13 protein-coding genes are annotated in these 13165 nt (G+C 68.9%); 1 reads left to right on the top strand and 12 read right to left on the bottom strand.

The window, feature by feature from the left end:
* Positions 1–5: 5 nt before the first annotated feature.
* The 9 genes from rnr to purC form a co-directional block, all read right to left on the bottom strand.
* Complete coding sequence (gene rnr, locus FE811_RS04430) at positions 6–2270, bottom strand: ribonuclease R (protein ID WP_116220469.1); 2265 nt, start codon at positions 2268–2270, stop codon at positions 6–8.
* Positions 2271–2314: 44 nt separating this feature from the next.
* On the bottom strand, positions 2315–2536 hold the full coding sequence (locus FE811_RS04425) for a formate dehydrogenase subunit delta (RefSeq protein WP_036756200.1): 222 nt from the start codon (positions 2534–2536) through the stop codon (positions 2315–2317).
* Positions 2537–2542: 6 nt separating this feature from the next.
* Positions 2543–3358 carry a formate dehydrogenase accessory sulfurtransferase FdhD gene (gene fdhD, locus FE811_RS04420; RefSeq protein ID WP_116220470.1) on the bottom strand — a complete coding sequence of 272 codons (816 nt, stop codon included), beginning with the start codon at positions 3356–3358 and terminating at the stop codon, positions 2543–2545.
* Between the two features lie 4 nt (positions 3359–3362).
* Positions 3363–6242: a formate dehydrogenase subunit alpha gene (fdhF, locus tag FE811_RS04415; protein ID WP_116220471.1), complete on the bottom strand. Its 2880-nt coding sequence runs from the start codon at positions 6240–6242 to the stop codon at positions 3363–3365.
* Positions 6239–7780 (bottom strand): NADH-quinone oxidoreductase subunit NuoF, encoded by a 1542-nt coding sequence (locus FE811_RS04410; protein WP_116220472.1) that lies wholly within the window; start codon positions 7778–7780, stop codon positions 6239–6241. The genes fdhF and FE811_RS04410 overlap by 4 nt, the downstream gene beginning before the upstream one ends.
* Positions 7777–8268 (bottom strand): formate dehydrogenase subunit gamma, encoded by a 492-nt coding sequence (locus FE811_RS04405; protein WP_036756210.1) that lies wholly within the window; start codon positions 8266–8268, stop codon positions 7777–7779. Before FE811_RS04405 ends, FE811_RS04410 begins: the two co-directional genes overlap by 4 nt.
* Positions 8269–8344: 76 nt before the next feature.
* Entirely contained in the window at positions 8345–9217 is an 873-nt protein-coding gene (locus tag FE811_RS04400; RefSeq protein WP_036756288.1) for a LysR family transcriptional regulator, read from the bottom strand.
* A 76-nt stretch (positions 9218–9293) separates the two neighbouring features.
* On the bottom strand, positions 9294–9533 hold the full coding sequence (gene purS, locus FE811_RS04395; RefSeq protein WP_024843653.1) for a phosphoribosylformylglycinamidine synthase subunit PurS: 240 nt from the start codon (positions 9531–9533) through the stop codon (positions 9294–9296).
* Between the two features lie 12 nt (positions 9534–9545).
* Positions 9546–10310: a phosphoribosylaminoimidazolesuccinocarboxamide synthase gene (gene purC, locus FE811_RS04390; protein ID WP_024843654.1), complete on the bottom strand. Its 765-nt coding sequence runs from the start codon at positions 10308–10310 to the stop codon at positions 9546–9548.
* 147 nt (positions 10311–10457) lie between these two features.
* On the opposite strand from purC, the gene FE811_RS04385 reads away from it, so the two are divergent.
* Positions 10458–10772: a DUF1476 domain-containing protein gene (locus FE811_RS04385; RefSeq protein ID WP_116220473.1), complete on the top strand. Its 315-nt coding sequence runs from the start codon at positions 10458–10460 to the stop codon at positions 10770–10772.
* A 46-nt stretch (positions 10773–10818) separates the two neighbouring features.
* On the opposite strand, the gene FE811_RS04380 is transcribed toward FE811_RS04385, so the two are convergent.
* The 3 genes from FE811_RS04380 to FE811_RS04370 are packed head-to-tail and all read right to left on the bottom strand — an operon-like array spanning position 10819 to position 13110.
* Positions 10819–12156 (bottom strand): MATE family efflux transporter, encoded by a 1338-nt coding sequence (locus FE811_RS04380; protein ID WP_116220474.1) that lies wholly within the window; start codon positions 12154–12156, stop codon positions 10819–10821.
* Positions 12157–12161: 5 nt separating this feature from the next.
* Positions 12162–12665: a PaaI family thioesterase gene (locus FE811_RS04375; RefSeq protein WP_116220475.1), complete on the bottom strand. Its 504-nt coding sequence runs from the start codon at positions 12663–12665 to the stop codon at positions 12162–12164.
* 1 nt (position 12666) lies between these two features.
* Positions 12667–13110 (bottom strand): PaaI family thioesterase, encoded by a 444-nt coding sequence (locus FE811_RS04370; protein WP_036756218.1) that lies wholly within the window; start codon positions 13108–13110, stop codon positions 12667–12669.
* Positions 13111–13165 lie beyond the last annotated feature (55 nt).

Raw genomic sequence — 13165 nt, 5'->3', positions numbered from 1 at the left:
CTTCTTCAGCCCTGCCGCCGAACCCGCCGCCGCTTTTGCGCGCGCTTGATCTCGGCCAGCCGGGCCTGGGTGGCGCGCTTGCGCATCGGTCTCTTGCCGCGCCCGCCGCCCGAGCCTTGCGGCAGCGGCCGGCCTTCGAGTTCCAGCAGTTCCAGCATCAGCCCGCCGGTCAGCGGCACCGCCTCGGTCAGGCGGACGGTCACGCGCTGGCCGATGCCGATCTCGAGCCCGGTCTCGGAGCCCATCAGCACCTGCGCCTCGGGGTCGTAGTGGAAATATTCCCGGCCGATCTCGCGGATCGGCAAGAGCCCGTCCGCCCCGGTCTCGTCCAGCCGCACGAAGGCGCCGAAACGCTGCACGCCGCTGATGCGGCCGGTGAACTCGGCCCCCACCCGGTCGGCCAGATAGGCGGCGAGATAGCGGTCGGTGGTGTCGCGTTCCGCCGCCATCGAGCGGCGCTCGGTTTCCGAGATATGCTGGGCGGTTTCCGAAAGCGTCTCGATGTCCTGCGCCGACAGCCCGTCATCGCCCCATCCATGCCCCATGATCAGCGCACGATGCACGATCAGGTCGGAATAGCGCCGGATCGGCGAGGTGAAATGCGCGTAAGAGCGCAGCGCCAGCCCGAAATGGCCGAAATTCTCGGGGTTGTAATAGGCCTGCTGCATCGAGCGCAGCGCCGTCATGTTGATCAGCTCGTCGAATTCCGAGCCCTCGGCCTGTTTCAGCAGACGGTTCAGGTGCCGGGTCTGCAGCACCTGCCCCTTGGCCAGGGTAAAGCCCGAGGCCTCGGCCACCTCGCGCAGGGCGTCCAGCTTTTCGACCGTCGGCTCCTCGTGGACGCGGTAAAGCAGCGGGCGGCGCAGGCGCTCCAGTTCCTCGGCCGCGGCGACATTGGCCAGCACCATGAATTCCTCGATCAGCCGGTGCGCGTCGTAGCGTTCGCGGAAGTTCACCGATTTCACCCGACCGTCAGGGGTCAGCTCGATACGGCGCTCGGGCAGGTCCAGCTCCAGCGGCTGGCGGCGCTGCCGCGCGGCCTTGAGCAGCCTGTAGGCGTGCCAGAGCGGGTGGATCACGGCGTCGAGCAGCGGCGCGGTCTGGTCGTCCGGGCTGCCGTCGGCCGCCGCCTGCGCCTGTTCATAGGCCAGGCTCGCGGCCGAGCGGATCATGCCGCGGTGGAAGCTGTGGCCGGTCTTGTTGCCCTGCGCGTCCAGCCGCATCCTGACCGCGATGACCGGCCGGTCCACGCCCTGGTGCAGCGAGCAGAGGTCGCTCGACAGGATGTCGGGCAGCATCGGCACCACCCGGTCGGGGAAATAGGTGGAATTGCCGCGGTTCCTCGCCTCGCGGTCCAGCGCCGAGCCGGGGCGGACGTAATGCGCCACGTCGGCGATGGCGACCCAGACCGTGGCGCCGCCGTCCTCATGCGTCTCGGCCGCCACGGCATCGTCGCGGTCGCGCGCGTCCGAGGGGTCGATGGTGATGAAGGGCAGGGGGCGCAGGTCCTCGCGCCCCTTCATCGTCGCCGGGCGGGCGGCATCGGCCTCGGCGATCGCCTCGTCGGGGAAATCGTCGGGGATGCCGTGCTGGTGGATGGCGATCAGGCTGACCGCCCTGGGCGCCGACGGGTCGCCCAGCCGCTCGACGATCCGCGCCACGGGCAGGCCGATGCGGCCGCGGGGGCCGACCTGCTCGGCCTCGACCAGTTCGCCGCTTTTCGCGCCATGCACGTCGCCGGGGCGGATCTGCCATTCCTTGTCCTGGCCCTTGTCGATGGGCAGGATGCGGCCGCCCGCCTCGGACCCGCCGGCCGCGGCGCGGAAGATGCCGACGATGCGGTGCTGCACCGTGCCGATGCGGCGGATCAGCCGGGCCTGGTAGTCGTGATCCTCGCCCCGCGTCTCGATCAGCCGGGCCAGGATGCGCTCGCCCGGCGCCACCGCCGGGTCGGATTTCAGCGCCGCATAGAGGATGCGCGGCATCGGCCCCTCGCCCTGCCATTCCAGCGGCTTGGCGAAGATGTCGCCGTCGCGGTCCGGCGGCAGCAGCTGCAGCACCGTGACCGGCGGCAGCCGCTCGGCATCGTGGTAATGGCGGCGGCGGCGTTCCAGCAGCCCCTCGGATTCAAGCTCCTTCAGCAGCCGCTTCAGCTCGATGCGCTCGGCACCCTTGATGCCGAAGGCTTTCGCGATGTCGCGTTTCGCGGTGGCGTCCGGGTGGGCGGACACCCAGTCGAGAATCTCTTGCCGGGAAGGTAGCTGTGCCATGCCGCCACGCTAGCACGACGCCAGACGGGGTGGCAGGGGCAAAATCAGGCGGCCGGCAGGCGGACGAAGGCGGCCGCCTCGCGCACCACCGGGTCGGCCTCGGCCCCGGCGCGGATCTGGTCCACGAAATCCTGCCGCATCCGCGGCGTCCAGGATTCGTTGATATGCGCGGCCACCGCCTCGGGCGCCGGCCGGTCGGGCTGGGTGCCGAAGAATTGCGCCATCTGGCTGGCCATGCGGATCAGTTTCGAATGGTCGTGGGACATGTCGCCTCAGCTTCCGGCAATGCGCCGGGGATGGGTGTAAAGATCGAAGCTCGCGCCCCTGGCGCGGGCGATCAGGGTGATGCCGGCGCGCTCGGCCCATTGCAGCGCCAGGGCCGTCGGCGCGCTGGCACCGATCAGGATCGGCGCGCCGATGCGGGCGGCCTTCTGCACCAGGTCGACCGACAGGCGCGAGGACATGACGATGGCGCCCTGCCCGGCCGCCTGTCCGGCAAGCGCCAGCGCGCCCGCCAGCTTGTCCAGCGCATTGTGCCGCCCGACATCCTCGCGCGTCAGGCCATGGGCACCGTCCCAGAAGGCGGCGCCGTGGATGGCGGGGGTCCGGTGCCGCAAGACCTGGCCCTGGGTCAGCGCGGCCATGGCGCGGGCCACGTCCGCGGGCGGCATGGACCAGTCCGAGGCGACCGGCACGATCCGGGGCAGCGCCGCCTCGATGCTGTCGACGCCGCACAGCCCGCAGCCCACCGGGCCGATCATGCTGCGCCGCCGCTCGGCCAGCCGGGCGGCCAAGCCGGGGCGCAGCCAGAGCCGCGCCTCGCGCGCGGGAAAGCCGCCGGCGGAAACCTCGGCCTCCTCGAAGCCCTCGACATCCTCTGGCGCGGCGACCAGCCCCTCGGTCAGGGCGAAGCCCAGGGCAAAGTCGCGCAGGTCATGCGGCGTCGCCATCAGCACCGCCTGGCTCATGCCGTCGATGACAATGGCCACCGGGCATTCCTGCGGCGCCGGGGGCGGCTCGATGGGCCGCCAGCCGCCGCCCTGGCCTTCGCCGTCCCAGCGCAGCACGCCGGCCTTCACGTCCCGCATGCCGTCACTCGGCAGCGGTGGGCAGGATGCGGCGGGCGAGGTCGGAATGATGGCGATACTCCTCTTGCCATTCCGAGGGGCCGTTCGAGGGGCTGACCTGCACGGCCGTCACCTTGAACTCGGGGCAGTTGGTGGCCCAGTCGGAATTGTCCGTCGTCACCACATTGGCCTGAGTCGTCGGGTGATGGAAGGTCGTATAGACCACGCCCGGCGCCACCCGCTCGGTGATATGCGCGCGCAGCGTCGTGTCGCCCGAACGCGAGGCCACGCGCACCCAGTCGCCTTCGCGGATGCCGCGGTTTTCGGCGTCCGAGGGATGGATCTCCAGGATGTCCTCGGGGTGCCAGACCACGTTCTCGGTCCGCCGGGTCTGGGCGCCGACGTTGTATTGCGACAGGATCCGCCCGGTGGTCAGCAACAGCGGGAAGCGCGCCCCGGTGCGTTCCTCGGTCGCCACATATTCGGTATGGACGAACTTGCCCCGGCCGCGCACGAAGCCGTCGATATGCATGACCGGCGTGCCCAGCGGCGCCTTGTCGTTGCAGGGCCATTGCACCGAGCCCTCGCGCTCCAGGAGGTCGTAGCTGACGCCGGCGAAGCTGGGGGTGGTCAGCGCGATCTCGGCCATGATCTCGCGCGGGTGCGTATAGGACCAGGCGGCGCCCATGCGGTTGGCCAGCATCTGGGTGACTTCCCAGTCCTCGTAGCCGTTCTTGGGCGTCATGGCGCGGCGGACCATGTTGATGCGGCGTTCCGCATTGGTGAAGGTGCCGTTCTTTTCCAGGAAGCTCGAACCCGGCAGGAAGACATGCGCATAGTTCGAGGTCTCGTTCAGGAACAGATCCTGCACGACGACGATGTCCATCGCTGCCAGCGCCGCGGTGACGTGCCGGGTGTCGGGGTCGGATTGCACGATGTCCTCGCCCTGGCAGTAGAGCCCGCGGAACCGGCCGGCCAGCGCCTCGTCGAACATGTTGGGGATGCGCAGGCCCGGTTCGGGCGACAGCTCGACGCCCCAGGCGCGTTCATAGATCGCCCGCGTCTCGGGGTCCGAGACATGGCGATAGCCCGGATATTCATGCGGGAAGCTGCCCATGTCGCAGGAACCCTGCACGTTGTTCTGGCCGCGCAGCGGGTTCACGCCGGTGCCGGGCTTGCCGATATTGCCGGTCAGCATCGCCAGGTTGGCGATGGCCATGACGGTGGTCGAGCCTTGCGAATGCTCGGTCACGCCCAGGCCGTAATAGATGCTGGCGCGGGGCGCGGCGGCATAGGCGCGGGCGGCCTTGCGGATCAGCTCGGCCGGGACGCGGGCCAGCGTCTCGACCGCCTCGGGCGCATGGCGCGGATCCAGCAGGAATTCGGCATAGGCCAGGAACTCGTCCCAGTCGCAACGCTCGCGGATGAAGGCCTCGTCATAAAGCTTTTCGGCCACGATCACATGCGCCATGGCGGTCAGCATGGCGACATTGGTGCCGGGGCGCAGCGGCAGGTGCAGCCCCTCGCCCATATGCGGGGTCTTGAGCAGGTCGATCTGGCGCGGGTCCAGCACGATCAGCCCCGCCCCCTCGCGCAGCCGCTTGCGCAGCCGGCTGGCAAAGACCGGGTGCCCATCGGTCGGGTTGGCGCCGATGACCAGCGCCAGGTCGGTCTCATCGACCGAATCGAAGTCATGCGTGCCGGCCGAGGTGCCGAAGGTGGTCTTCAGCCCGTAGCCAGTGGGCGAATGGCAGACGCGGGCGCAGGTGTCGGTGTTGTTGTTGTGAAACACCGCACGCGCCAGCTTCTGCACCAGATAGGTTTCCTCGTTGGTGCAGCGCGACGAGGTGATGACGCCGATGGAATCGCGCCCGAAATCCGCCTGCGCCTGCCGCAGCCGGGTGGCGGCGAAATCCAGCGCCTCGTCCCAGCTGACCACGCGCCAGGGATCGGTGATCCGTTCGCGCACCATGGGCTGGGTCTGGCGTTCGCGATGCGTGGCATAGCCCCAGGCAAAGCGGCCCTTGACGCAGCTGTGGCCATGGTTGGCCTTGCCGTCCTTGCTGGGCACCATGCGCACCACTTCCTCGCCGCGCATATGCGCGTCAAAGGAACAGCCGACGCCGCAATAGGCGCAGGTCGTCTTGACGATATGCTCGGGGGTGCCGATCTGGATCACACTGTTCTCGATCAGCGTCGCGGTCGGGCAGACCTGCACGCAGGCGCCGCAGCTGACGCAATCCGACGACAGGAAACTGTCCGAGGCCATGCCGGCGGAAACGCGGCTGTCGAAGCCCCGCCCCTCGATGGTCAGCGCGAAGGTGCCCTGCACCTCCTCGCAGGCGCGCACGCAGCGCGAGCAGACGATGCATTTCGCCGGATCGAAGGTGAAATAGGGGTTCGACTGGTCCTTGGGCCGGTATTCCGGGTTCGGCCCCTCGGCGTCGCGGCGGGCGAAATGGTTCTTGCCCGGCTCATAGCGCACCTCGCGCAGGCCGACGGCGCCGGCCATGTCCTGAAGCTCGCAATCGCCATTGGCGGCGCAGGTCAGGCAGTCCAACGGATGGTCGCTGATGTAAAGCTCCATCACCCCCTTGCGAACCTGGGCCACCTCATCGGTCTGGGTATGGACCACCATGCCCTCGGCCACCGGAGTCGTGCAGGATGCCGGCAGGCCCCGCATCCCCTCGATCTGCACCACGCAAAGCCGGCAGGAGCCGAAGGCGCTGACATGATCGGTGGCGCAAAGCTTGGGCACCGAGATCCCCGCCACGGCGGCCGCGCGCATGACGCTGGTTCCGGCGGGAACGCTGACCGGGATACCATCCACCAGCAGGTTCACGGTAACGTCGGAGTTGACCGCGGGGGTGCCCATGTCGCGGTCGGGAATGATGAAATCCTTCATTCGGCGGCCTCCCGGCTCCTGATTGTGGGGCGGGGCTCGCGGCGCCCGCTGAAATCCTCGGGGAAATGGGTCAGCGCCGACATGACCGGGAAGGGCGCAAAGCCCCCCAGCGCGCAGAGCGAGCCCCATTTCATCGTGTTGCAAAGATCGGTGAGGATCGGGATCCCCGTCTCGTCGCCCTGGGCGATGCGGTCGATGGTCTCGACGCCCCGGATCGAGCCGATGCGGCAGGGCGTGCATTTGCCGCAGCTTTCCACGGCGCAGAACTCCATGGCAAAGCGCGCCAGCTTCAGCATGTCGGCCGTGTCGTCGAAGACGGTGATGCCGGCATGGCCCAAGAGCCCCTCCTTGGTGGCCAGTTCCTCGTAGCCGAAGGGCACGTCGAAATCCCAATGCGGGATATAGGAGCCCAAGGGCCCGCCCACCTGCGCCGCCTTGACCGGCCGGCCCGAGGCGGTGCCGCCGCCGATCTCCTCGATGATCTGGCGCAGGCTCATGCCAAAGGCGGCCTCGAACAGCCCGCCGTATTTCACGTTCCCGGCGATCTGGATCGGGATGGTGCCCTTGGATCGCCCGATGCCCAGCTTCGCGTATTCCGCCCCGCCATGGGTCAGGATCCAGGGCACCGAGGCCAGCGAGATCACGTTGTTGACCACCGTCGGCCGGCCCAGGAAGCCCTCCAGCGCCGGGATCGGCGGCTTGGCCCGCACCACGCCGCGCTTGCCCTCCAGGCTGTTGAGCAGGCTGGTTTCCTCGCCGCAGACATAGGCGCCGGCGCCGACCCGCACCTCCATGTCATAGGCATGGCCCGAGCCCAGCACCGACTGGCCCAGGATGCCGGCCTGCCGCGCCTTGCCAATGGCGGCCTCCATCAGCCGGATCGCGTCGGGATATTCGCTGCGGATATAGACATAGCCCTGCACCGCGCCCACGGCGATGCCGGCGATCGCCATGCCCTCGATCAGGACCAGCGGATCGCCCTCCATCAGCATGCGGTCGGCGAAGCTGCCCGAATCGCCCTCGTCGGCATTGCAGACGATGTATTTCCGCGCCGCCTTGGCGCCAGCCACGGTCTTCCACTTGATCCCGGTCGGGAAACCGGCGCCGCCCCGGCCGCGCAACCCGGATTCGGTGACTTCCGCGACGATCCGTTCCGGCCCGATGCCGATGGCGCGGCGCAGGCCGGCCAAGCCGCCATGCGCCTCGTATTCCTCGACCGACAGCGGGTCGATCACGCCGACGCGGGCAAAGGTCAGCCGGGTCTGCGCCTTCATCCAGGGCAGATCCTCGACCGGACCCAGCGCCAGCGGATGATCGCCGCCGGTGCGGATCGCCTCGGCGACCGAGGCCGCGTCCTCGGGCCCGACGGGCCCATAGCCATGGCGCACGCCCTGGCGCTCGACCTCGACCAGGGGCTCCAGCCAGATCATGCCGCGCGTGCCGTTGCGAGTGACTGTGAACTCGCGCCCCAGCGCCTCGGCCACCTCGTCGGCGCCCAGCGCCCGCGCGGCGGCATCCAGGGGAACCCAGACCCTCATGCGCCCGCCCCCATGCCCGCTTCAGCCACCAGTTTCCGCACCTTGGCCAGGTTGGCCCGGCCAACCAGCCTGTCGCCCATCTGGGCCGAAGGCGCACAGGCGCAAAGCCCCAGGCAGAACACCGGCTCCAGCGTCAGCCGCCCGTCCGGCGTGGTCTGGTGCCAGTCGATCCCCAGCGCCTGGCGCACCTCATCGGCCAGCGCCTCGGCGCCCATCGACTGGCAGGCCTCGGCCCGGCACAGCCGCAACACATGCCGGCCATGCGGATGGTCGCGGAAATCGTGATAGAAGCTGACGACGCCATGAACCTCGGCGCGGGTCATGCCCAGGGCCTCGGCCAGCACCGGCTGCGCCTCCTCGGGAACATGGCCCCATTCGGCCTGGATGTCGTGCAGGATGGGCAAAAGCGGCCCCTCGCGGCCCTTGTGGGCGGCGATGATTTCGTCAAGGCGCAAAAGGAAATCAGCGTCGATCGCTGGTGAAGTCATGGCTGGGTCGGTCCGGGCTCAATTGTTTTACCCAGACTAGAGCCCCACGATAGACAGAACAATCGTGATATATCGTCTATTGATTGAAAGTATCAATCGACGAGACGATGCGGATCAGCGCCTCGACCAGCGGCGGATGCGGCTCGCGCCGGGCGACGACCAGCCCGACCATATGCCCGTTCCCGGTCAGGTCGCGCGCCCGCACCCCCTCGGGCAGCGGCAGCCCGCGCGCCAGAGCCCGCGGCAGGATGGCAGCCCAGTCGCCGGTCGCCACATGCGACAGGATCGCCAGCATCGAGGTCGATTCGACCCGCGGCAGCGCATCCGCCCCGGCCTCGACCAGGTGCCGGGTGACGATGCGGCGGTTCTGCATGTCCGGGGTCAGCAGGCATAGCGGCCGGGTGGCGGTCTCGGCCCAGTCCGCCGGCCCGGCCAGCTCGCCGCGGTCGATCAGGCAATAGGTCTCGCGATACAGCGGCAGGCTCTGCACCCGGCCCAGCGGCTCGCTGTCCAGGTAGGTGACGCCGGCATCCAGCTCCAGCGCCTCGATCTGGTCGCGGATCTCGTCCGAGCTGCGCGACAGGATCGAGACCCCGGCATTGGGATGGCGGCGCAGGAAAGGCCCGGTCAGCTCGGCGATTCGCGGCATGGCGGTCGGGATGACGCCGATGCGCAGCCGCCCGGAAACGCCCTTGCGGCTCGCCTGCATCTCGGCCTGCATGGCGCGGGCATCGGCGACGATGCGCCGCGCCCAGCCCAGCACGCGCTCGCCCTCGGGCGTCAGCCCCTGGAAACGCGAACCGCGCCGGACCAGCTGCACGCCCAGCTGCTCTTCCAGCGCCCGGATGGCGGATGACAGGGTGGGCTGGGTGATGCCCAGCGATTCGGCGGCGCGGCCGAAATGCTTCTCGCGCGCCAGGGCCATGAACATGGACAGCTTGTCGATCACGAAGCCGCCCTCCCCAAGCCCGTTCTTTCGTGCCCAAATATCCCGGGGTCCGGGGCAGAGCCCCGGCCCGAACGGATCAGACGATCTCGACCGCGTATTTCTCGATCACGGTATTGGCCAGCAGGCCCTCGCACATGCGCGCGACCTCGGCCTTCGCCGCCTCGGCATCGGATGCCGCCAGGTCCAGCTCGATCACCTTGCCCTGGCGCACGCCCGAGACGCCGGCAAAGCCCAGGCCCCCCAGCGCGTGCCGGATCGCCTCGCCCTGGGGATCCAGAACGCCATCCTTCAGCATGATGGTGACACGGGCTTTCATCGGCAGGGCCTCTCAGTTGATCAGGGTGGGTTTGGTCAGCGAGGTGGTGTTGGCGGGCATCAGGCCCAGCCGGCGCGCCACCTCGGTATAGGCATCGGTCAGGCTGCCCAGGTCGCGGCGGAACACGTCCTTGTCCAGCTTCTGCCCGGTCTTCACGTCCCAGAGCCGGCACGAATCCGGGCTGATCTCGTCGGCGACCACCAGGCGCATGAAATCGCCGTCCCAGATGCGGCCGACCTCGATCTTGAAGTCGATCAGCTTGATGCCGACGCCGAAGAACACGCCCGACAGGAAATCGTTCACCCGCAGCGCCAGGCTCACGATGTCGTCCAGGTCCTGCTGCGAAGCCCAGCCGAAGGCGATGATGTATTCCTCGGACACGAAGGGATCGCCCAGCTCGTCGTTCTTGAAGCTGTATTCGACGATGGGGCGCGGCAGCGGCGTGCCCTCCTCCATGCCCAGGCGCTTCGAGATCGAGCCTGCGGCGAAATTACGCACGATCACTTCCAGCGGGATGATCTCGACCTGGCGCACCAACTGCTCGCGCATGTTGATGCGGCGGATGAAGTGGTTCGGCACGCCGATATTGGTCAGCCCGGTCATGAAGAACTCGGACAGGCGGTTGTTCAGCACGCCCTTGCCCTCGACCGTGGCCTTCTTCTGGGCGTTGAAGGCGGTGGCGTCATCCTTGAAATACTGGATGAGCGTGCCGGGCTCGGTGCCCTCGTAGAGGATCTTGGCCTTGCCTTCGTAGATTTTCTTGCGCCTTGGTGCCATGCTGCGCGTCTCCCGTCCGCAAGGTGACAATCTTTATGCGGCTATAGGCCAGAAACGGGGTCATGGGCAATACGGGCTTGCGATGGCCCGCCCGCATGGGCATATCCTGCGCAATATCCACGGGATAATCCCAAGCCGGAGGCCGCCATGACCACTTTTGACGACCGCGAGCGCGCGCATGAGGCGAAATTCGCCCATGATGCGGAACTGAACTTCAAGGCCGAGGCGCGGCGCAACCGCCTGCTGGGCGAATGGGCGGCCGGCCTTCTGGGCAAGACGGGCGACGATGCCCGCGCCTATGCGCTGACCGTCGTCACCTCGGATTTCGACGAGCCGGGCGACGAGGACGTGTTCCGCAAGCTGGCGGCCGACCTGGCCGGCCAGGCCGACGAGGCCACCATCCGCGCCAAGATGGCCGAGCTGCGCGTCACCGCGCGCGAACAGATCATCAACGAGCTTTGAGCTTTCGCAAGACGCCGACGCCCCGGCTTCCGGGGCGTTCCGCATCTCAGCCCGCCGCCGCCACGACCCTGGGATAAAGCCGCCACATGGTCAGGCCGCGCAGCGCGTTCAGCGCCATCAGCGCCGCCCAAAGCCCATGGTTGCCCCAGATCGGCGGCAGCACCGCCACCAGCACCGCATAGATCCCGACCGCGACCAGCATGGCGTCGCGCATCTCGCGCGTGCGGGTGGCGCCGATGAAGATGCCGTCCAGCATCCACGAGGCGATGCCGACCAGCGGCGCCGCGACCAGCCAGGGCAGGAACGCGCGCGCCTGGGCCCGCACCTCGGGCGCGGTGGTCAGCAGGTCGATGATCGCCGGCCCGCCCAGCAGGAACACCGCCGACAAAAGCCCCGCGCCCAGGACGCCCCAGGCCGAGGTCAGCCGCGCCGCCTGCCGCAGCCGGTCGGGCCGGCGCGCGCCCACCGCCTGCCCGACCAGCGATTCGGCGGCAAAGGCGAAGCCGTCCAGACCATAGGCGACGATGGACAGGAATTGCAGCAGCACCTGGTTGGCGGCCAGCGTCACGTCGCCCTGCCCCGCGGCCAGGAACATGAAGGTGGTGAACGACCCTTGCAGCAGCACCGACCGGATCAGGATGTCGCCGTTCACCCGCGCCAGTTCCTCGATCCGCTCGCGCGCCAGCAGCCCGGCGCGCCGGATCGCCGCGCGCAGGGCATCGCGCGCAAACCACAGCCCCAGCGCCAGGCCGGACCATTCCGCGATCAGCGTCGCGCCCGCGACGCCGCGCACGCCCCAGCCCAGATCCAGCACGAACCACAGGTCCAGGACGATGTTCAGCCCGTTCATCAGCAATTGCAGCGCCAGGATCCGGCGCGTCCGCTCGGTGGCGATCAGCCAGCCGGTAACGGCGTAAAGCGAGATGGTCGCCGGCGCCCCCCAGATACGCAGCGCCAGGTATTGCCGGGCCAGCGCCTCGACCTCGGCCGAGGCCGGCGCCAGCCGGAAGGCGCCGGCAAACAGCAACCCCTGCGCCAGGATGAAGACCAGCCCCGCCGCCAGCCCGATCCCCAGCGCCCGCAGCAGATGTGCGCCGGCTTCGCCATCGTCGCCCGCGCCATGCGCCTGCGCCACCAGCCCCGAGGTGCCCATGCGCAGGAAGCCGAAGATCCAGTAGACCGAGGTCAGGATCACCGCGCCCAGCCCCACCGCACCGATGGGCGCGGCCTCGCCCAGCTGGCCGATGACGCCGGTATCCACCGCGCCAAGAATGGGAATCGTCGCGTTCGACAGCACCACCGGCAGGGCGATGGCCAGCACCCGGCGGTGCGAGAGATCGGCCTCGGCCCGGTTCCCCGACCGGCCGGCCAGCGTCTCAGCCATGCTCCTCAGCCATCCTGCGGCATCAGGAAATGCCCGGTCGCCTGGGCCAGCAGCTTCTGGCGCTGGTCCTGCCAGGCCTCGACATGCACGCTGGCATAGCGCCGCCCCGAGCGCACCACCCGCGCCCGCGCATAGGCGTCGCGCGGCAGGCCGGAACGCAGGTAGTCCACGGTGAAGTCGATGGTCTTGGGCAGGCGCGGCAGGCTTTCGGGCACGGCTGCGTCGGGGGCGATGCGGCCCTGCTCCATGTCTTCCCAGATCGCGGTCCAGGTCAGCTCGACGATGGCCGTGACCTCCAGGAAGGCGGCCGTCACCCCGCCATGGATCGCCGGCAGCATCGGGTTGCCGATCAGCTTCTCGTCAAAGGGCAGCACGGCGGTCAGTTCGTCGCCGCGGCGGTCGAAGCCGATGCCCAGCCAGCGGATATAGGGCACGCTGGAAACCAGCGCGTTCAGCGTGTTGTTGCGCCGCGACTTGATGGCGTCGAGGGGTTCGTTGCGCGGGGCCATGTCACCTCTCGACGGTAAAGGCGCCGGTGGCCGAGGCCACGGGCCGGGATTCGTCGTCATCCATCGCCCAGGCGCGCACGAAGGCGACCGAGCGGGTGATGTGATAGCAGCTTGCCTTGGCGCGGATGGTCTGGCCGGGCGTCGCCGCGCGCATGTAGTCGATGCGCAGGTCGATGGTCGCGGTCGAGCGCGCCCCGGTCGGATGCGCCATCACCGCCGCGCCGCTGCACGTGTCCATCAGGGCCGAGATCACCCCGCCATGGATCACCCCGCTGCGCGGATCGCCGACCAGATCCTCGCGCCAAGGCAACGAGATCTCGGCCCCCTCGGCGGAAAGCTGGTCCAGCCGCATGCCAAGCGCCCGCGCATGGGGGATCACCTCGATGAACTGGCGCGCGATGCGCCGGCGTTGTTCAAGCTCGTCCTCTGGCGACGGTTCGCTCATGCCCCTGGCCTCTTGCTTGGCTTGCAGGCGGCAATGGTAGCAGCCCGCGACCCGC

The organism is Paracoccus sp. FO-3 (assembly GCF_006386455.1).
Lineage (GTDB): Bacteria > Pseudomonadota > Alphaproteobacteria > Rhodobacterales > Rhodobacteraceae > Paracoccus > Paracoccus versutus.
Note: the sequence above shows the minus strand (reverse complement) of the source record. Positions and strands in the feature narration are given on the sequence as shown.

Excerpts from the sequence above, each read along its gene's own strand:
- FE811_RS04370 (WP_036756218.1), bottom strand. The coding sequence starts at position 13,110 with ATGAGCGAACCGTCGCCAGAGGACGAGCTTGAACAACGCCGGCGCATC.
- FE811_RS04375 (WP_116220475.1), bottom strand. The coding sequence starts at position 12,665 with ATGGCCCCGCGCAACGAACCCCTCGACGCCATCAAGTCGCGGCGCAAC.
- rnr (WP_116220469.1), bottom strand. The coding sequence starts at position 2,270 with ATGGCACAGCTACCTTCCCGGCAAGAGATTCTCGACTGGGTGTCCGCC.
- purS (WP_024843653.1), bottom strand. The coding sequence starts at position 9,533 with ATGAAAGCCCGTGTCACCATCATGCTGAAGGATGGCGTTCTGGATCCC.
- fdhD (WP_116220470.1), bottom strand. The coding sequence starts at position 3,358 with ATGCGGGACGTGAAGGCCGGCGTGCTGCGCTGGGACGGCGAAGGCCAG.
- fdhF (WP_116220471.1), bottom strand. The coding sequence starts at position 6,242 with ATGAAGGATTTCATCATTCCCGACCGCGACATGGGCACCCCCGCGGTC.
- purC (WP_024843654.1), bottom strand. The coding sequence starts at position 10,310 with ATGGCACCAAGGCGCAAGAAAATCTACGAAGGCAAGGCCAAGATCCTC.
- FE811_RS04410 (WP_116220472.1), bottom strand. The coding sequence starts at position 7,780 with ATGAGGGTCTGGGTTCCCCTGGATGCCGCCGCGCGGGCGCTGGGCGCC.
- FE811_RS04405 (WP_036756210.1), bottom strand. The coding sequence starts at position 8,268 with ATGACTTCACCAGCGATCGACGCTGATTTCCTTTTGCGCCTTGACGAA.
- FE811_RS04380 (WP_116220474.1), bottom strand. The coding sequence starts at position 12,156 with ATGGCTGAGACGCTGGCCGGCCGGTCGGGGAACCGGGCCGAGGCCGAT.
- FE811_RS04425 (WP_036756200.1), bottom strand. The coding sequence starts at position 2,536 with ATGTCCCACGACCATTCGAAACTGATCCGCATGGCCAGCCAGATGGCG.
- FE811_RS04385 (WP_116220473.1), top strand. The coding sequence starts at position 10,458 with ATGACCACTTTTGACGACCGCGAGCGCGCGCATGAGGCGAAATTCGCC.